The 18,717-nt window shown below is 63.2% G+C and carries 18 protein-coding genes and 1 pseudogene; 6 read left to right on the forward strand and 13 right to left on the reverse strand.

Annotated features, from left to right (window positions below):
- Positions 1-98: 98 nt before the first annotated feature.
- The 4 genes from minE to NMG70_RS28435 form a co-directional block, all read right to left on the reverse strand.
- Positions 99-371: a cell division topological specificity factor MinE gene (gene minE, locus NMG70_RS28420; RefSeq protein WP_023803855.1), complete on the reverse strand. Its 273-nt coding sequence runs from the start codon at positions 369-371 to the stop codon at positions 99-101.
- Entirely contained in the window at positions 368-1,183 is an 816-nt protein-coding gene (gene minD, locus NMG70_RS28425) for a septum site-determining protein MinD (protein WP_023803856.1), read from the reverse strand. Before minD ends, minE begins: the two co-directional genes overlap by 4 nt.
- Positions 1,184-1,286: 103 nt before the next feature.
- Positions 1,287-2,069, reverse strand: coding sequence for a septum site-determining protein MinC (gene minC / locus NMG70_RS28430; RefSeq protein ID WP_254027565.1), 783 nt, complete (start codon positions 2,067-2,069; stop codon positions 1,287-1,289).
- A gap of 165 nt (positions 2,070-2,234) precedes the next feature.
- Positions 2,235-2,672 carry a hypothetical protein gene (locus NMG70_RS28435; RefSeq protein WP_254027566.1) on the reverse strand — a complete coding sequence of 146 codons (438 nt, stop codon included), beginning with the start codon at positions 2,670-2,672 and terminating at the stop codon, positions 2,235-2,237.
- Between the two features lie 281 nt (positions 2,673-2,953).
- Between NMG70_RS28435 and NMG70_RS28440 the strand changes: the two genes are divergently transcribed.
- Entirely contained in the window at positions 2,954-3,667 is a 714-nt protein-coding gene (locus NMG70_RS28440) for an SOS response-associated peptidase (RefSeq protein ID WP_254027567.1), read from the forward strand.
- On the opposite strand, the gene NMG70_RS28445 is transcribed toward NMG70_RS28440, so the two are convergent.
- Positions 3,664-3,924 carry a hypothetical protein gene (locus NMG70_RS28445; RefSeq protein WP_254027568.1) on the reverse strand — a complete coding sequence of 87 codons (261 nt, stop codon included), beginning with the start codon at positions 3,922-3,924 and terminating at the stop codon, positions 3,664-3,666. The genes NMG70_RS28440 and NMG70_RS28445 overlap by 4 nt on opposite strands.
- A gap of 3 nt (positions 3,925-3,927) precedes the next feature.
- Complete coding sequence (locus NMG70_RS28450) at positions 3,928-4,188, reverse strand: hypothetical protein (protein ID WP_254027569.1); 261 nt, start codon at positions 4,186-4,188, stop codon at positions 3,928-3,930.
- 662 nt (positions 4,189-4,850) lie between these two features.
- Here NMG70_RS28450 and NMG70_RS28460 point away from each other — a divergent pair.
- The 3 genes from NMG70_RS28460 to NMG70_RS33095 all read left to right on the forward strand — a co-directional run bounded on the left by NMG70_RS28460 (position 4,851) and on the right by NMG70_RS33095 (position 6,977).
- A complete protein-coding gene (locus NMG70_RS28460) occupies positions 4,851-5,573 on the forward strand; it encodes an RNA polymerase sigma factor (RefSeq protein ID WP_254027570.1) in 723 nt (240 codons plus the stop codon).
- A gap of 158 nt (positions 5,574-5,731) precedes the next feature.
- Entirely contained in the window at positions 5,732-6,595 is an 864-nt protein-coding gene (locus tag NMG70_RS28465; RefSeq protein WP_436798475.1) for a ferritin-like domain-containing protein, read from the forward strand.
- A gap of 73 nt (positions 6,596-6,668) precedes the next feature.
- Positions 6,669-6,977, forward strand: a complete 309-nt coding sequence (locus tag NMG70_RS33095) for a twin-arginine translocation signal domain-containing protein (RefSeq protein ID WP_367185607.1) — start codon at positions 6,669-6,671, stop codon at positions 6,975-6,977.
- Positions 6,978-7,248: 271 nt separating this feature from the next.
- Here NMG70_RS33095 and NMG70_RS28470 read toward each other — a convergent pair whose 3' ends face one another.
- From NMG70_RS28470 to NMG70_RS28495, 6 genes are all read right to left on the reverse strand, one after another.
- Positions 7,249-9,021 (reverse strand): adenylate/guanylate cyclase domain-containing protein, encoded by a 1,773-nt coding sequence (locus NMG70_RS28470; RefSeq protein WP_254027571.1) that lies wholly within the window; start codon positions 9,019-9,021, stop codon positions 7,249-7,251.
- Positions 9,022-9,231: 210 nt separating this feature from the next.
- Positions 9,232-9,561 (reverse strand): DUF2934 domain-containing protein, encoded by a 330-nt coding sequence (locus NMG70_RS28475; RefSeq protein WP_254027572.1) that lies wholly within the window; start codon positions 9,559-9,561, stop codon positions 9,232-9,234.
- A 127-nt stretch (positions 9,562-9,688) separates the two neighbouring features.
- Positions 9,689-10,393, reverse strand: a complete 705-nt coding sequence (locus NMG70_RS28480) for a BA14K family protein (protein WP_254027573.1) — start codon at positions 10,391-10,393, stop codon at positions 9,689-9,691.
- 160 nt (positions 10,394-10,553) lie between these two features.
- The gene (locus NMG70_RS28485) at positions 10,554-11,684 is read right to left on the reverse strand and encodes a KamA family radical SAM protein (protein ID WP_436798476.1); all 1,131 of its coding nucleotides are present in this window, start codon (positions 11,682-11,684) and stop codon (positions 10,554-10,556) included.
- A gap of 318 nt (positions 11,685-12,002) precedes the next feature.
- Positions 12,003-13,307: a mechanosensitive ion channel family protein gene (locus NMG70_RS28490; RefSeq protein WP_254027574.1), complete on the reverse strand. Its 1,305-nt coding sequence runs from the start codon at positions 13,305-13,307 to the stop codon at positions 12,003-12,005.
- Between the two features lie 382 nt (positions 13,308-13,689).
- Positions 13,690-15,312, reverse strand: coding sequence for an ABC-F family ATP-binding cassette domain-containing protein (locus NMG70_RS28495; protein WP_254027608.1), 1,623 nt, complete (start codon positions 15,310-15,312; stop codon positions 13,690-13,692).
- Between the two features lie 177 nt (positions 15,313-15,489).
- On the opposite strand from NMG70_RS28495, the gene NMG70_RS28500 reads away from it, so the two are divergent.
- Complete coding sequence (locus tag NMG70_RS28500) at positions 15,490-15,819, forward strand: hypothetical protein (protein ID WP_254027575.1); 330 nt, start codon at positions 15,490-15,492, stop codon at positions 15,817-15,819.
- 57 nt (positions 15,820-15,876) lie between these two features.
- Here the strand turns inward: NMG70_RS28500 and NMG70_RS28505 are convergent.
- A pseudogene (locus tag NMG70_RS28505) lies at positions 15,877-17,915 on the reverse strand (amidase).
- Between the two features lie 247 nt (positions 17,916-18,162).
- On the opposite strand from NMG70_RS28505, the gene NMG70_RS28510 reads away from it, so the two are divergent.
- Positions 18,163-18,627: a GFA family protein gene (locus NMG70_RS28510; RefSeq protein ID WP_254027576.1), complete on the forward strand. Its 465-nt coding sequence runs from the start codon at positions 18,163-18,165 to the stop codon at positions 18,625-18,627.
- Positions 18,628-18,717 lie beyond the last annotated feature (90 nt).

Here is an 18,717-nt window from a genome sequence, read left to right on the forward strand (position 1 = left end):
CTCAAATGCGATTCCCCTGCCCTTGAGGGGGAGAGGTCCGGCAGGACAGAGGGGGGATACTGTCCCGCCAACGTAAACTACAGGCGCAACACCGCCGCTCAGGCCGACATGGCCAGCGGCCTTGCGCTCTTGTTGGGGATCTGGATGTCGATCTCCAGCGTCGACATCGTCTCGCCGCGATCCATCGAGACCTGCAGATAATCCTGGTCGATCTGCACATGCCTGGCGATGACGGCCATGATCTCCTCGCGCAGCACCGAGACGAGATCGGGCTGGCTGCGATTGCGGCGCTCATAGGCGAGCAGCACCTGCAGCCGCTCGCGCGCCACCGGCGCGCTGCCGCGCCGCTTGAAGAGGTCTAACAGGCTCATGCTGCCCTCCTTCCAAAAAGCCGGTCGAGAAAGCCCTTGCGCTCGAACGGCACGACGACCGGCAGGTCCTCGCCCTCGAGCCGTTTGGCCGCCTCGATATAGGCGCGGGCGGCAGAATTCGTCGGATCGCTGAGTGTCACCGGCGAACCGAGGTTGGAGGCCTTGAGCACGTCCTGGCTCTCGGGAATGATGCCCAGCAGCGGCGTCGACAGGATTTCCAGAACGTCGTCGATCGAGAGCATTTCGCCGCGCGCCGCGCGCGCCGCATCATACCGCGTCACCAGCACGTGCTTGGCGATCTGCTCGCCCCGCTCGGCTTTGACGGTCCTGGCGTCGAGCAGGCCGATGATGCGATCGGAATCGCGCACCGAACTGACTTCCGGGTTGGTGACGATGACCGCTTCGTCGGCAAAGCGCATGGCAAGCTGCGCGCCGCGCTCGATGCCGGCCGGGCTGTCGCAGAAGACGTAGTCGAACACCGAGCTTAGCTTTTCGATCACCTCGCCGACGCCCTCCTCGGTCAGCGCATCCTTGTCGCGCGTCTGCGAAGCCGGCAGCAGGAACAGCGTCTCGACTCGCTTATCGCGGATCAGCGCCTGCGACAGCTTGGCCGTTCCCTGGATGACGTTGACCAGGTCGAACACCACCCGCCGCTCGGCGCCCATGATCAGGTCGAGATTCCTCAAACCCACGTCGAAGTCGACCAGGGCCACCCTCTTGCCGGTTCTCGCGACGGCGGCGCCAAGGGCGGCCGTCGAGGTCGTCTTGCCAACGCCCCCCTTGCCCGACGTGACCACCACAACTTTGCCCATCTATGCCTCCTTATTGTTGTTGGTATTGTTAAGTGTTTGATTTATGCGATGCGCTTAAGTCTTTGTTTTATTCCAAAATCTCTGCGTACTTCGAGCGACTGCATTAGCTGAACGGCGCTATGCGCAGCGTGTCTTTTTCCAGAAACGCCTGCACCGCCTTTCCGCGCAAGGCCGGCTCCATCTCCTCGGCGGTGCAATACCAGCCGTCCACCGACAGCAGCTCGGCCTCGTTTTTGCGGCAGAAGATGCGCGCCGCCGAATGGCCGAGCACACCCGCCGACGCCCGCCCGCGCAGCGTGCCGTAGACGTGGATCGAGCCGGCGGCGACGATCTCGGAACCGGAGGCGACCGAGCCCAGCACGATAACATCGCCATGCGCGTGGAAGATCGACTGGCCCGAGCGGATCGGCGACTTGACCATCAGCGTGGCCGGCGCGTCCGGCAGCCTGTCTTCTGGCTGCCTGTCTTCCGACTGCTTGCCCGGTTCCGCCCTGCCTTCTTCCGCCCTGCCCGCCTCTTCCGGCCTGCCGGCAGCCTTTTGGTCGGCCTGCATGAGCAGCCCGGCTGTGGCCTCCTTGGCGCCGATCAGCACAGGCGGCAGATTGGCGTCGAGCGCCGTGTTGCCGTTGAGCTCGATGGCATAGATGCGGATGCCGCGCAGGCCAAGCTCGGCAACCAGCGCTTCGATCTGGCTGACCGCGGGCTTCAACGTGTTGAGGTTGAGCACCACCGGGCGGCCGGCAAAATAGCCGGGAGAATTGCCGATCCAGCGATCAAGGCTTTCCAGCCACTCCGAAAGCGGCGTCTCCGGGGTGAGCGTGAAGGCGACGAAGGAGCGGGCGCGAAAGCGAATGGATTTGGTCTCGACGGGGGCGGCGAAGGTCACGGACAGCGATTCCTTACTGATAGGTAAACGCTAGCCAGCCATGGTTAACGAAAGGTTAACGGAGGGCTGTTTGCGGCGTCCGAAAAGCTGTTACTGACAGGCCCGGCGTGTCAGCAGGCAGCGGACAACGCTGGAAATTGCCTGCCCGTCCTCGACACCTTGCTGCTAAGCGCCCTTCGCTGCGTCCTCGATCAGTTCCGCCAGCAAGCTAGAGAACCGCTCGTCAGCCCTATCCCCGATGTTTCCTACTTCTCTCGCCACGATCCCGGGCGAAGAGACCGACACCTGTCCACTCAGTTGAACGTTGACCGTGAACGTCCTCCCGACCACCTCCTTTTCCGTTCCCCGCTTCCTGTAGATCCTGAACCGAATAGATGGTGTTGACGCTTTGGCTTGGCGGCGTGGCGCGGTATCCATCTCGACCGCCACCTCGCCTGCTACGTCAGCCCTGGCCGTTTCCAGCGACGCAACCACGACGTCGTTTAGCCAGGCCCTTGCTTGCGCGCCGAAGTCCACCCCCTCCGTCTTCTCATTGCCGACCTTCCCCTTTTGCTCACGGCGAGCTTCCTTGCCGCGGTCAAGGGCATCTCTAAACTTGGACATAGTGGTTTGCCTCCGATTGTGGGCGCATGAGACCAGCTGTCACATCGCCATGCTCCTCCTAATGGGTAGAACGCGCGCGAGCGGTGTGCGTTGCGTAAGCGGAGCCCGCGGTTCGCCGCTGCGCACGACGGTATCCTTCTGCCGCGGTCGATCGCCTGGATGGCGGCGGTGATCGCGGCGCTGTGGTGGTGGGCTGGGGTGGCGTGTCAGCAGCCAGCCGGACAGCGCTGGAAATTACCTGCCCTTTCCCACAAGATGCCTGAACATCCCTGGGGCTCGACATGTGCAACCTCTACAACATCACCACCAGCCAGGAGGCGATCCGCCAGTGGACCCGCGCCCTGCGCGACAGTCTCGGCAATCTCGAGCCCTCCATCGACATCTACCCCAACCAGCCCGGCCCGGTGGTGCGCAACGCGCCGGACGGGACGCGCGAATTGGCCAACCTGCTGTGGGGCATGCCGACGCCGATCGAGCGCGTTAAGGGCAAGGCCGACTACGGCACCACCAACATCCGCAACCCGCAATATGGCCACTGGCAGCAATATCTCGGCGTCGAGAACCGCTGCGTGGTGCCGCTCACCAGTTTTGCCGAACCGAGCCCGACGCCGGGCGACAAGGATCCGGATACCGGTATCCAGAAAAACTACTGGTTCGCGCTGAACGAGGCGCGGCCGCTGTTCTTCTTCGCCGGCCTGTGGACGCGCTGGCAAGGCGTGCGCAAGGTCAAGGACGGCCCCGGCGAGTTCGAGCTCTACGGTTTTCTGACCACCAGGCCCAACGCCCTGATCGCGCCGATCCATGAGAAGGCGATGCCCGTGATCCTGACCACGCAGGAGGAAACCGAGACCTGGCTGACCGCGCCGTGGTCGCAGGCCAGGCACCTGCAGCGCACGGCAGCGGACGACGCGCTGGTGATCGTCGACAAGCCGGCGACGCAGATAAAATTTCCGCCGCAGGCGCCACAGGCGCCTGTACAGGGTTCGCTGTTCTAAAGCCTGAATTTTTGCAGCACCCAGATGTAGCCCTTCGGCGGATGGTCCTGGTTGACGAACTGAGTGCGAACGGTGGTGTCCTTGCGGCTGCATCGTTTGCACCTGAACCTGATTGCTTCCAGCGGCTTGTTCCAGCCCACCACCTGAGCGACATCGTTCGCCCTGAAGCGTCCGACATGGTAGCAGTGGCCGCACTCGACGATCAGCAGCATGTTGGCCTTCGCGGCACGTCCAACGCTGTCCATCGGCCCGGCCATGGCTCATTTCCGAGTCAAATAATCCTCGGGAAGCGGAAGCAGGCCAAGATCCGGCATCCGGAAATCGAGCTCCTTCTCCGCTACGCTGGCCATCACCTCATGCAGTTTTTCGACAAGCCCGCAAAGCTGCCAAAACAGCTCGCCATGCGCCTTCAGGTGCAGTTGCGACGAAAGCATCGTCCTGCGCAGGCTGAGGGCGTCGCTGATGATCGCCTCCGCATGCCTCGCCGACAGCCTGTCAAACCGGCTTTTTCGTCTGCCCATCGCGGCTCTCCTAAATTTGTGAGCAACCGCCCCACCTCTGACAAATAGGAAGGGATTCCTCGCGGAGTCAATTCACACTACGCACTTTTGTTCCTGCTTTGTTCATTTTGAACAGAAACGATTGGGGCATCGCCTTGGACCACATCGTGACGCTGGACAGCCCCAGTAAGCTGTCCTTCAGGCAGTCGCCGACAAGTTCATCGCCCTGCACAAGGGCGATGCGGTGAAGGCACTCAAATGATCGTGCTCAATGGGCACCTGCAGGAGCGGCTTGATGCTGTGGAGGGATCGCGGAGGGCGGTGCGATAGTTTCTGATCATCTGTCACTCCCCGAGCCGCTGCTTCCCCTTGAGGTTGCGCGCGGCTTGTTCGATCGAGGCTCGGTCGTTGCCCAGCCTGTCGATCAGTTCCTGCGCCTGTTCGCCCGATATGCCGGTCCGCACGCCAGGGGCTCCACCGTCAAGACGTCGGAGCTCGCGACATCGCGGGTAACCATGCTGGAAGTCTTGGTCGCACACAAAACCGGAAGATGGAACTGCTCAAGGTCCGATTTGCTTGGTGAGCAGACCTCTGGTCCGCTAGAGTCCCAAGTCTCCACCGGGCTGCAGACCGAAACCCGGAAAACGCTGATCTCATGGTAAGCTGATGCGTCTGGAGCGCCTATGATGAAGCCGACCGGATCCACCGAGGCAGTGAGGATCGAGGACCTTGACGACGCGGGGCTGGTTGAACACGCGCGACTGCGTGACCCCGCCGCATTCTGGTTAATCATCAAGCGTCACAATCAGCGGCTTCACCGGGTCGCCCGCGCCGTCCTGAATGACGACACCGAGGCCGAGGACGTACTTCAGGAGACCTATATCCACGCCTTCACCCATCTGGCCGAATTTCGCGCGGAGGCGCAGCTGTCGACCTGGCTCACCCGGATCGCGCTGAACGAGGCGCTGGGACGCCGCCGGAAAAGGCGGCCCACCGTCGACGTGAAAGCCATCGAAGGCATGGTCGCTCCGTTCAGCGCCCACAAGCCTGATCCCGAAGAGGCGGCCGCTCTCGCTGAAATCCGCGACCTCCTGGAGCGAGCCGTCGGTGGCTTGCCAGAGCCCTTTCGAATCGTCTTTGTCATGCGAGACGTCGAGGAAATGAGCATTGAGGAAACGGCTTTTCTCTTGGCATTGCGACCTCAGACGGTGAGCACCCGTCTTTATCGCGCACGCCGGCTGCTCCGTGAGGCGCTGCGGAACAAGCTCGCCACCGTGTTCACGGATACGTTTCTCTTCGCTGGCGCCCGTTGTGACCGCATCGCGCAATCAGTCTTGGACCGGCTCGCAATCCGCCTGGTTCGAAAGGATACTCATCCGTTGAACACCGCGACTGAGCGCACGTAGACGCCGTCCGCGCCGAGATTACGCCGGCTCCTTTCGCAGGGCTGTTGTAGCGGGGCGCGGGAATATTTTGGCGGCCCGGGCCATCTAATCATCAGGCAAATGCATTCGGCGCCGCGGTGCTGACAGCGGCGTTGAATCAACAAACATAGGAGACCGCCATGCAGGGCGCACTTCACCTATCCCGGCGTCAGTCGCTTCAGGGACTTGTCGTACTCGGTGCCGGAGCGGCACTCAGCGGAATCGCGCGGCCTTCTCCGGTATTGGCACAGGACATATCGGACGAAGACATTTTCCGCTTTGCGCTCAACCTTGAATATATGGAGGCTGAATACTACCTCCGCGGCACCACCGGAAAAGGCATCGACGCAGCCGATGCCGGTTCGAAACCCGGCGACGTCGTTGGTGGAAAGCAAGTCTCGTTCGAGACGCCGGCCATCGGCGAATTCATGCAGGAAGTAGCCGAAAATGAACTCGCGCACGTCCGCTTCTACCGCAAGACGCTTGGAACGGACGCTGTTGACCGGCCGGCCATCGATTTCGACGCGGGGTTCAAGGCGGTTGCGGAGGCATCTGGCCTCGGGCCGGACTTCGACCCCTTCGGCAACGAAACGAACTTCGTTCTCGGCGGGATGTTGTTCGAGGATGTCGGCGTCACCGCCTATGCCGGTGCGGCGACGGTTCTGAAAAACAAAGACTTCCTCGCCGCCGCCGCAGGCATCCTGGCGGTCGAGGCCTACCACATGGGCATGGCGCGATCTACGCTATACCGGAAGGGAGAGGAAGCCTGGAAGGCCGCCAATGCCGTCTCCGATGCCCGAGAGAAAATCGACGGATCGGACGATAAGGACCAGGGGATCCAGGCGGACGGCAAAGCCAACATCGTTCCGTCGACGCCCGATGCGATCGCCTTCACCAGAACGCCGCAGGAGGTGCTCCGGATCGTCTACCTCAGCGACAAGGATGGAGTGAGCAAGGGTGGCTTCTATCCGGAAGGGATGAACGGCACGCTCAAGAGCACCTGAGCCAGTTGCGACGAGTGACGATGCGCCGCGGGAAACCGAGCGGCCTCGTAGTGGCTACTCCTGGAGAAAGACCATGAGTAAAGATGATGATGTGAACCGCAGATCGGCAGCTTCAAGCGGAGTGCTGTCTCGCCGCAATTTCCTGAAAGTCTCTGTGACCGGTGCGGCGATTGCCAGCGCCGGCGGCCTATCAGCCTGTATGATTGGACCGATGGCAGCCGGAAAGACAACCAAGGCGCTGGCGCTGTACCAGGACACCCCAAATCGTGGCCGACGCTGCGGTGGGTGTACTCACTTCCGAGAGCCAAACGGGTGCGAGATCGTCGCCGGTGCAATCAGCCCAAATGGCTGGTGCCGTTTCCACGAGCCGCTGCCGGCTTAATGCAACAAATTGCGGTCTCCCGCCTTATGTCTCGGGCGGGAGCAACGCGACATCAGCTTCCACGTCCAAGGACGAAGCCGCTCGCGCGGCTTCGTCCTTGGTGAAGGTCATACCACACCAACCTGAATGTCCGCTCTTGAATATTCGCAGCCCGAGCTGCCGGTCAGCTCCCGGCCCGTTCCAGTCATCAAGGCGCCGCACAGCGGTCGTGCTGTTCCTTCGAAGCAGTGGCCGCAGGAGGTTCAATACCGGACCTCGCCCGGTCAGGTGCTCATACGAGGCCGGCTTTGCGAAGGCCATCCACGATCAGCTCGAAATCGTTGGGATCCTTGTAGGGCAGCACTTTGCGGCGATGTTCCAGAGAATATTGGGGGTTGACGCGAAACGCTTCCTGCCACTCGCGACGGGCTTCTTCGAACCGACCCAGATGGCCGTAGCTCGCCGCCAGGAGCACGCGTGAGACGTCGGTGGAAGGGTTACGAACAAGTCGCCGCCTCAGGATCCCAATGGCCTCTTCGTACCTGCGCAACTGGAACATCGCTTGCGCCTGGAAGTGAAGGTACACGTCCGGATAATACGGGTTCAAGGCCATTGCCCTGTCGAAACACCGGAGTGCGTCCTCAGGCTTGCCGGAATAATGCAGTGCGTAACCGAGATTTTCGTGCCCCTCGGCAAGATTTGGCGCAAGAGCGATCAAGCGTTTAGCCGAGCAGATGGCCGCCTCATGCCGTCGCGAATACAATTCGACGATGCCCAGCGCCCAATGCGCGTAAGGATATCGATCGTCGAGCGCCACTGCCCGTGCCGCGAACATTTCCGCTTGTGCCATTGCGTTCGACCACGACGAGCTCCACTGGTTTGCATAGTCCAGTATGTTTGCGAACGCGAGGAACGCGTAGGCGGGAGCGAATTTCGGGTCGAATTCGACGGCGCGCTGCAACAGCTCCCGGCCCTGGATGTTTTCCGCTTTCGTGAACCGCCATAGCTGCTCTCGGCCATGAAGAAAGCAGTCATACGCGTCTAGGTTGCCGGTTTGTTCGGTCGCGAGCCGCTGCTGGTCGCCCTTTGTCAAGTTGAGCGCCAGCGCGTCGACAATTTGCTGCGTAACGTCGTCCTGTACGGCAAAGATATCGGTCAGGTTGCGATCGAAGCGCTCCGCCCACAGATGTCCGCCTGTGGTCGCGTCAATAAGCTGCGCGGTGATACGTACCCTGTTGCCGGATTTGCGGACGCTGCCCTCCAGCACGTAATGCACGCCGAGGTTCCGGCCCACCTCCTGAACGTTCACGTTCCTGCCCTTGAAAGTGAAGGACGAATTGCGAGCGATCACAAACAGCTGCGACAGCTTTGAGAGAGCTGTGATGATGTCTTCGGAGATTCCGTCGGCGAAATATTCCTGCTCGGTATCACCGCTCATGTTGGCGAAGGGCAGCACGGCGATCGATAACTGAGGCGGTGCCGCTGTCGAAAGCAGAGCTTCCGAAAGTTTGGGGGTCACAGGCGCCTTTGCGTGAGCCGCGGTACCGACTCGGAGTGAATAAACCCGGATCGGCTCGGCAATATTCTTGAGCTGGGTGTCGCCGAGATCACTGACCGAAACGTCTAGTCTCGTTTTGACTTGCCGATATGCGTCTTCGGACAGGCAGATGGTGCCCGGGGCAGCGACACCCTCCAGACGCGAGGCGATGTTGACGCCGTCGCCCATCAGGTCGCCGTCGCTTTCTTCGACCACGTCGCCCAAATGTATCCCAATCCGAAACTCGATGCGGCGGTCCTCGGGCACGCCGGCGTTGCGCTCGACCATGCCATTCTGCACTTCTATGGCGCAGCGCACGGCATCTACCACACTGCGGAATTCAACCAACGCACCATCGCCTGTGCGCTTGACCATACGACCGTTGTACACGGCGATGGTCGGGTCAATCAGGTCGCTACGAAGTGCCCGCAACCGGGCCAAAGTACGATCTTCATCCGCGCTCGCCAACCGGCTGTACCCGACCACATCAGCGGCAAGGATCGCGGCTAGCTTGCGGCTCTCGCTCACGGGGCAATCTCCTCCAGAATAACACGAAGAGGCAGGGAAACATGAAAGTTCGCTGTCCCCATCAGAGCGGTATCCTGCACTCGCTAGAATTTCTACACCGTACGCCGAAGTAAGGGGATCATCCCCTCCGAATTCTCGGGAGGTTGGTGGGTCGCGTTTTGGGTCAAAACAGGCCGTTCACCGAAATCCCATTCTCTGCATGATCATCTGTCACTCGCCGAGCCGCTGCTTCCCCTTGAGGTTGCGCGCGGCTTGTTCGATCGCCGCCCGGTCGTTGCCCAGCCTGTCGATCAGCTCCTGCGCCTGTTCGCCCGATATGCCGGTGCGCACCGCCAGGGCCTCCACCGTCAAGACGTCGGAGCTCGCGACCTCGCGGGTTTCCGGCAGAGCATCGCCTGCCGTCAGAGGCAGGGCTGCCTCTCTGTCGATCTCGGCCTCGGCCCGGTGCCAGTGCCGCTCGGGATCGCCATGGATCCCACCTTCGCGTTCCCAGATCTGGTATGCGCGCTCACGAATCCTGTCTTCCCGGTCGTCGCCCATGTTGATTCCTCCTTTGGGTATCGGATGAACGCCGTGCCAACACGAACGATCCAAGAAATCTGCGTGATCGTGGGTAGGGTCGCACAACGCGCCATGCACTGCGGCCGCCAGCCCGCCCCGCCCTCGCCTAATGGCACTGCCGGCGAGGGCCGCCGGAGTAGGGCTGATAGCTGTTGTCTTCCGGCCGGTAAGAGCGGTAGCGGCTGAAGCAATATTCCACGTGGTCGGGCGGAAGCCAGGCGCCGCCGGTTTCATCCGCCGGAACATCGCCGTCCATCGACCACGTCTCGGTCGCCTGGACATAGCTGGCGCTATCGTCGGCAGGCTCCGCGACTCGCTCGGCTGCGCCGGCTTCGAGATAGGGCGAGATGCAGGGACGCTGCTCTCCGCTGTAGGATGTGTAGTGGTCGTCGCTTGGCCTGTAGGAGCGGTAGCGGCTTGCGCACCATTCCACATGGGCGGCGGGCATGGCCTGCTGCTCGTCCGTTGCCGGCGTTGTCGGCTTGATGGAGGCGGTAGCGGTGATGTCGGGCGACGAAGCTGCGGCATCGGCAGGTTTCGCGGCGCGATCAACTGGGGCCTGATCAAATGGGGCCTGATCAGCCGGGACCGCTGCGACCTCTGGGACCTCGCGGGCGGGAAGGCGCTCAAGACGCTGCGAAGCGGGGTTCACCTTCCGCGGCTCCCTCGGCCACAGTTCGGCAACGCTGGAGGTCGGAGCGGCCTGCCGCACCGGCTCGGCGGAAAGGATCCAGATCGCGAAGGCCAATCCGCTGGCGAAAACCGCCAGCGTCAGCACGAAGCCACCAAGTACCGCCGAAAAAGCTTTCACCTTGCGCTCCTTTGCCCCGTCATCTCTAGAAATGCGAGGCATTGGATCCGGTTCCAACCAGCGCGGCAGCATGAACTTCCGTGCGCAAAGGAAGCCCCCTCTCCGTCTCGGCTGCGCCGAGCCACCTTCTGCCCGCTTCGCGGGGCGGGGAACCAAGCTTTCAAGGATCGCCGACAAGCTCCGTATAGGTCCTCAGCTCGCCGTCCTGCCCGCGAATCCGCCACGTCTCGCCGTCCTGCGCCTCGACATGGCACGGGCCGAGCGGCACCTTGCCGCCGCCGTCCGGCAGGTCCAGCACATAGACGGGGTTGCAGATGCCCGACAGGCGCGCCCGCAAGGCGCTGACCAGCGCCCGTCCCTCGGCAATCGTGGTGCGCCGGTGCGTCATGCCGCGGGCGAGATCGCCGTGGTGCAGGTAATAGGGTTTGACGCCGAGGCGGTACATCAGCTCGCGGCACAGTTCCTCCAGCACCTCGACCGTGTCGTTGACGCCTTTCAGCAGGACGCTCTGGTTGAGCAGCACGAAGCCGCCTTGCCGCAAGGCGCGGCAGGCTTCCTCGGTGGCCGGCGTGATCTCCCGCGCGTGGTTGAAATGGGTGACGACCGTGACCATCAGCCGGCCCTGCAGCGAGCGAACCAGCCCTGACGTGACGCGCGAGGGCAGTGCTACGGGCACGCGCGTGTGGATGCGCAAGAGCCGCACATGCGCAACCGCCTCGATGCGGGCCCGGATTTCTGCCAGCGCCTTGTCCGGCAGCGACAGCGGATCGCCGCCGGTCAGGATCACCTCGCGGATTTCGGGGTGGGCCTCGATATAGGCGAAGGCCGGCTCCAGCGCCTCGCGCGAAAAACCCCGGCCGATCGAGGTCAGCGACTCCTTGCGAAAGCAGAACCGGCAATAGACCGCGCACTGGTAGGTGGCAAACAGCAGAACCCGGTCGGCATGGCGATGCGTCAATCGCGGCACCGGGCTGAAGGCGTGGTCGGCGATCGGATCGTCGAGCTCGCCTTCCTGCTCAGCCAGTTCTTCGGGCGACGGGATGACCTGAGCCCGTATCGGATCGGCGGGGTCGCTCCAGTCGATCAGGTCGAGATAGGCTTTTGGGATGCGAACCTTGTGGCGCGTGGCCGCGACTTGAGCCGCCGCCCGCTCGGCTGGCGACAGAGGCAGCGAATCGAGATCGCGCACCTGCCGCACGCCGGCGCGAACATCGCCCTGCCACGCGGCGTCGGCGTCGCTGGCGCGCTCGTCATCGGCCGCCATGCTGGCGTCGTCGAGGTGTGAGGTCATCGAAGGCTCCTTGAATTTCGGGCTGGATACAGCATTGCAGCCGAAGTGCGAACCCTTGCCGGATGCACTCGCGAAAAGACCGCGCTCGGCGTCGAAGCTGCCAATCTCCCCCCTTGTGGGGGAGATGCCCGGCAGGGCAGAGGGGGGCGCGAAGGATCGCCAACCTTGTTCGTTCTGAACGCGCAAAGGACGTCTAAGCTAATGCGCGTGAGAGCGGATTGGGATCGGTGAGAGAAGTCGGCGGGACAGCGCCCCCCTCTGTCCTGCCCTCTTTGCCACCACTTGGCATCTCCCCCACAAGGGGAGCGATTGGCAGCATCAGCGCCCGCCTGATTTCTCAGCGTGCCCATCCGGCTTCATGATGATCTCGCGATGCGGATAGGGGATGTCTATGCCGTTTTCCCTAAAAGTGTCCCACAGAGCCAGCAGCACTCTGCCGCGCACGTTGGTCAGGCCTTGCTGAGGGTCGTGGATCCAGAAGCGCAGGACGAAATTGAGCGAGGATTCGCCAAAGTCGGTGAGCCAGCAGACCGGCCGCCGGTCCGCTTCGACCCGGCCGACGCTCATGGCGGCTTTGATCGCCAGTTCACTGACCTTGTGCGGATCGGCGTCGTAAGAGACCCCGAAATTCACGTCGAGCCGCACAAGGTTGTCGCTGAACGACCAGTTGATGACCCTTTGGGTGATGAAGTCTTCGTTCGGGATCAGGTATTCGCGGCCGTCGCGCGTCACCACCGAGACAAACCGCGCCCGCAATTCGCGTACCCAGCCGAACGTGCCTTCGAGCGAAATGGTGTCGCCCGGCTTGATCGACTTGTCGAGCAGGATGATGATGCCAGAGACGAAATTCGAAACCACCTTTTGCAGCCCGAAAGCCAGGCCGACGCCGACGGCACCGGAAAATATCGTCAGGGCCGTCAGGTCGAGGCCGACGGAAGACAGGGCGATGGCACCCGCCACCAGCACAAGGCCGACCTTTGCGACCTTGCCGACGAGGACGCGGATCGAGGGCGTCAGCTCTTCGGAGATGCGGACGCGTTCATCGATATACTTGCCGACGACCACGGCAAGCCAAACCGTGGCGATCAGCAGCAGCGCCGCTTTCAGCATCATCAGCAGCGAAAGGCGCACTGCGCCCAAAGGTATTGCGAGGCCGTCCAGGAACGTCGCGGCGTCGTCATCGATGCCCAGGATGACAATGGCCGCATAGATCCAGGTCAGCCAGGCGAGAGCCCGCGCGACAAAGCGGTTGCGGACGATGCGCGACAGCACCGACGCAAACAGCCAGGCAAGCGATAGCGAGAGCGCGATATAGATGAAGTGGCTCCGGCTTGGCCAGGTGACAGCGCGCAAGAGAATGAGCGCGGCAAGCAGGAAGACCGTGAACAGTATCCAGTCGGTGCGCCGCAAAAGGGCAACGACGACCCTCAACAGTCCGGGATGCCCCTTGATCTGGCGTGCCCGGGTCTCCACGAGCGGTTCAATGCGCTGCGCCGCGAGCTTCGCGACGAGGAAGAGCGTGACGATGATTGCAGCCTGATAGAAAAACCACGGCATGACGGCGTAGTCGAACCACCGGCTGGCCCAGGCCAGCGATTCATCGATGGCGTTACGAAAATCCATTCCCACACGACCGTTATGGACTGGCGACCAGCACAATGTCGCCGGCCTGGTGAAGGGTCAAGCCGGCGCTCTGCGCTTCAGCCCCGCGCCCCCCGGCGCCTCCTGGTCGGTGCACTCAACATGCCAGGTATAGCCGCCGCCATAGGTGTGACGCGCGCGGCCAGGAAGCGGCCGCCAGAAACATCAACTGATTGGAAACAACGGCTGGAAAATCGCCAACGAGCAACATTAGCTCACTGTTACATTAGCTTGCGCTTAAATTAGATTTAGCATATGTATGTAGATGGCCGGTGATCTACCCCCCAACCGGTTAGGCTCGGCGCCAGTCCCCCCTCAGGCCAACGACGCCGGGCCGCTCGGCCCCTGTTGCGGTCGCGGCAGCTCAGCTCCGCAACCCAGGCGCCTCCTGGCCCGTTCGCTCGACATACTCCGTATACCCCCCGCCATAGGTATGAATCCCCTCGGGCGTCAGTTCCAGCACCCGGTTGGAAAGCGCCGCCAGAAAATGGCGGTCGTGCGAGACGAACAGCATGGTGCCCTCATACTGCGACAGTGCCGTGATCAGCATTTCCTTGGTGGCGATGTCGAGGTGGTTGGTCGGCTCGTCCAGCACCAGCAGGTTTGGCGGGTCGAACAGCATCAGCGCCATCACCAGCCGCGCCTTCTCGCCGCCCGACAGCACCCGGCATTTCTTTTCGATCTCGTCGCCGGAAAAGCCGAAGCAGCCGGCCAGCGCGCGCAGCGGCGCCTGGCCTGCCTGCGGAAAGGCGCCCTCCAGCGTCTGGAACACGGTGCGTTCGCCCTCCAGCACTTCCATGGCGTGCTGGGCGAAATAGCCCATCTTGACGCTGGGCCCGCGCGCCACCGTGCCGTTGTCCGGCTCGGAAGCGCCGGCGACCAGCTTCAGCAGCGTCGACTTGCCGGCACCGTTGATGCCCATCACGCACCAGCGCTCGCGGCGGCGCACCTGGAAATCCAGCCCCTCATAGATCGAGCGGCTGCCATAGCTTTTGTGGACGTTCTTCAGCGTCACCACGTCCTCGCCGCAGCGCGGCGCCGGCTGGAAGTCGAACGACACTTTTTGGCGGCGCTTGGGCGGCTCGACGCGATCGATCTTCTCCAGCTTCTTCACCCGGCTCTGCACCTGGGCTGCATGCGAAGCGCGCGCCTTGAAGCGCTCGATGAAGGCGATCTCCTTGGCCAGCATCGCCTGCTGGCGCTCGAACTGCGCCTGCTGCTGCCGGTCGGCGATAGCACGCTGCTGCTGGTAGAATTCATAGTTGCCGGAGTAAGCGGTCAGCGAGCCGCCATCGATCTCCACCACCTTGTCGACGATGCGGTTCATGAACTCGCGGTCGTGCGAGGTCATCAGCAGCGCGCCGTCATAATTCTTCAGGAACTGTTCCAGCCAGATCAGGCTTTCCAGGTCGAGATGGTTGCTCGGCTCGTCAAGCAGCATGGCGTCGGGCCGCATCAGCAGGATCCTGGCCAGCGCCACGCGCATCTTCCAGCCGCCGGAAAGTTTTCCGATGTCGCCGTCCATCATCTCCTGGCTGAAACCGAGGCCGTCCAGCACCTCGCGGGCGCGGCCATCCAGCGCATAGCCGTCGAGCTCCTCGAACCGCGCCTGCAGGTCGCCGTAGCGGGCGATGATGGCGTCCATCTCGTCGGCGCGATCGGGATCGCCCATGGCGGCCTCGAGTTCGCGCATCTCGGCCGCCACGTCGCTCACCGGCCCGGCGCCGTCCATCACTTCGGCGACCGCGCTGCGACCTACCATGTCGCCGACATCCTGGCTGAAATAGCCGATGGTGACGCCGCGATCGACCGAGACCTGGCCCTCGTCGGGCTGCTCCTCGCCGTTGATCATGCGAAACAGCGTCGTCTTGCCGGCGCCGTTGGGGCCGACCAGGCCGACCTTCTCGCCCTTCTGCAGGGAGGCGGAGGCCTCGATGAAGACGATCTGCCGACCGTTCTGCTTGCTGATGCTTTCCAGTCGAATCATGCTTTTCACGCGCGCCCAAGGGATTTCCCCCGCGCCAATACGCGATAGGCCGCGCCTGCGGAAGCCCGCAAATCATGGGAACACGACGCCACATTCGAAGTTCGAACTGAATTAGCGGAACCTCGGCTAGGGCCAGCAGTTTAGAAAGGATGATCTCAAACAGCGAAGGAGGATGCGATGAAAACCCTAACCGCTATTTTGCTCGCCACCTCAATGATCGGGCTGACGGCCGGCACGGCAAGCGCTACCTGTCATGACAGGACTGCATCGATCGAAGCTCAATCAGGCGTCGCAAAAGACGGAACGCGTGCGCCCCTCGAAACCGACGCGAATACCGGTAGCAGGGTCGAGGGCGGCCCGGCCAACAAGACCGGCAACACCATGCCGCTTGCCAACCAGGAAGCCGGTGGGGATAAAAACCTTGCCACCTCGCAGCAGGATGTCGAGGCGCAGCAGGAGGGCGAGAAGACAGCAGCGGCCAAGGCCGACCCCTGCAAGCCCGATTGACGCGAACTGAAAGCCGGTTGCAGACGGCGCGCCCTAGCACAAGGCGAAGCGTGATGGTCACCCAATCCCGCCGGTCACCATGTGGGCGCCGGCGGCGCGTCCGTCTTCAAGACGCACGACGGCGGTGAGCATCGAGCCATACGAGCCGCGCCAGACGCTGTGGATCCTCCCATGCTCTTTGGCCGGCACGACCGCACGCCCGGTGAAGCGCGCGCCGGTGCGCTGCATGGTGACAGGCTCGCCGTTGACATGCACCTTCACACGGGTCTCGGTTTCGGTTCCGGCCTCGCCATCGATCTCGAGCGTGATGCTTATCTCGTCCTGATCACCGGCATGGCGCGTCTCGGCGGCAAGCGCGACGGTCAGCGGCGGCGCCTCGCCGCGCCGGCCTGCGTCACGCCGGGCGAAAAAAACATCGTCGGGAAGTTCCGGCGTGCGCGGCGGGCGGCTGCGGCGCTGGCCAAAACGCTCGAAGTCGCCGGCCAGCCGCAGCAGCTTCGTATCCTCATAGGCCTTGCCGGCGAAGCTGAGACCGACCGGCATGCCGATATCGGCCATCGCGCCCATCGGCACGGTGACGGTCGGAATGCCGAGATGGCGCGGCACCAGATTGCCATTGGCGACCCAGGTGCCGTTGCGCCAGGCCAGCGCTGCGGAGGCCTCGTTGACATCCGCATCGGCCGGACCGACATCGGCGACGGCGGGAAACACCACTGCGTCGAGCCGTTGCGCGTCGAGCCACTCCTCGAAATCGATGCGCCGCGTCGCCTCCAGGCCATTCAGGCCAGCCTCCAGTTCGGGAATGGCCAGGAATGACGTGACGCCGCGCTTGGCCCGCTCGACATATTCCGCCACATCAATACTGTCCTCATAACGGTCCGGCAGCGTGCCCGGCGCCTGCGGAAAGATCTTTGCGCCGTCGACCGACGCGAGATCGGGGACGGTCGGGTCGGCATTGGCGCGCAGGAAATCGTCCCAGGCGAAGACGCACAGGTCCCAGATCTCGCGCTCGGCGAATCCTTTCGGAATCAGCCCGCGATCGACCATGTTTTTTGTTCCCGGCCGGTCGCGCTCGTAATTGGAGACGACGGGAAAATCGACCTCGACCACATCTGCGCCGAGCCGCCGCAGATCGGCCGCCGCCTGCTGCCACAATTCCAGCACCGAGGCGCGGGTCTGGATCGCAACGTCGGCCTCCGTATCGCGGCCGATATACATGCGGGGCACGCCGAGCCGCATGCCTCGCAGCGCTCCCTCCAGCTCGAAGCCGGTGTAGCGTGGCGGCCGTACCTCCGAGCTCTTCGGCAGCGCCACCCACGGCTGCGCGCGCCAGAAATCGCCCCTTGGGTTCGGGTCGTCAGCGACGATCACGTCGAGCAGTTCGAGCATGTCGGGCACGCTGCGCGTATGCGGCACCACCACGTCCATGGTCGGCACCAGCGGCCAGTTGCCGCGCACCGAAATGACGCCGCGCGACGGCGTGTAGGCGACCAGCGCATTGTTCGACGCCGGCGCCCGGCCCGACGACCATGTCTCCTCGCCAAGCCCGAAGGCGGCGAAGCTGGCGGCGGTCGCGGTGCCGGAACCATTCGAGGAGCCCGAGGCGAAGGCGGCGGTCAGGTAATCGGCATTGTAAGGGCTTTCCGCCCGGCCGTAGACGCCGCGCTGCATGCCGCCATTGGCCATCGGCGGCATGTTCGTCAGCCCGATCAGCACCGCGCCGCCGGCCGCAGCCGCCCGATGGTGAAGGCGTCCTCGTTGGCGATGAGATGCTCGAAGGCCGGCGAGCCGGCGGCCACTGTGAGGCCTGATACCTTGTAGGTGTCTTTGGCGGTGTAGGGAATGCCGTCCAGCGGCCCGAGCGTCGCACCATTCCTGCGGCGCCAGTCGGACGCGGCCGCGTCCTCGAACATTCTGGGATTGAGCACGGGAACGGCATTGAGGGCGATGCCATGGCGGTCGTAATGCGCAATCCTGCGCAAGCAGGCGCCGACCAGCTCGACGCTGGTGACGGTGCCGGCCTCCAGCGCCCGCCGCAGCTGTGCGATCGACGCCTCGACGATATGGAGATTGGTCGTCATGTCCAGTCCCTGCATCCTGCGCGACGATGCGGCCTCTCGCCGCTTTTGTACAGGTCGCGATCCTTCGCGCCCCCCTCTGCCCTGCCGGGCATCTCCCCCACAAGGGGGGAGATCCGCAGCGTCGACGATGGTGCTCCTTTCTGTAACGTCGAACGTGGCGCCAAAGCGCTGGATGTGTCTGGGAACTCCGTCGCCCAATGTTGCGGGACCCCGGTCGTGCGCTAGAATCGCCCGGCAGGGAACTCAGCACCGAGGCCAAGTGATGGATGATTGGAAATTACCCTGGGAAGGCGGCTGCATGTGCGGCGGGATACGCTTTCGCATAAGTGCGCCGCCGTTGCTGACAATGGCCTGTCATTGCACCGGCTGTCAGAAGCTGAGCGCAAGCGCTTATTCCCTGACCATGGCGGTGCCAACCAGCGGCTTCACTGTTACGCAAGGCGAGGCCGTGGTCGGCGGCCTGCATGGCCCGCACCGGCAACTCTTTTGCCCGCACTGCAAGAACTGGATGTTCACGCAGCCGCATGGCCTGGACTTCTTCGTCAATGTTCGTGCGACCATGCTCGACGATCACCATTGGTATGTGCCCTTCGTCGAGGTCTTCACGTCGGAAAAGCTGCCCTGGGCGACGACCGCCGCCAGCCACAGCTTCGCCACCCAACCCGACCTTGAGGGATATGCGCCTTTGATCGAGGCCTTCGCACGCGATGGAGCGCGACCGGTGTGACGGAGTAGGTTGGCGAAAACGCCGGTCAGGGCCAATCTCCCCCCTTGTGGGGGAGATGTCCGGCAGGACAGAGGGGGGCGCTGTCCCAAC

Source organism: Mesorhizobium ventifaucium (assembly GCF_935822925.1).
Taxonomy (GTDB): domain Bacteria; phylum Pseudomonadota; class Alphaproteobacteria; order Rhizobiales; family Rhizobiaceae; genus Mesorhizobium; species Mesorhizobium ventifaucium.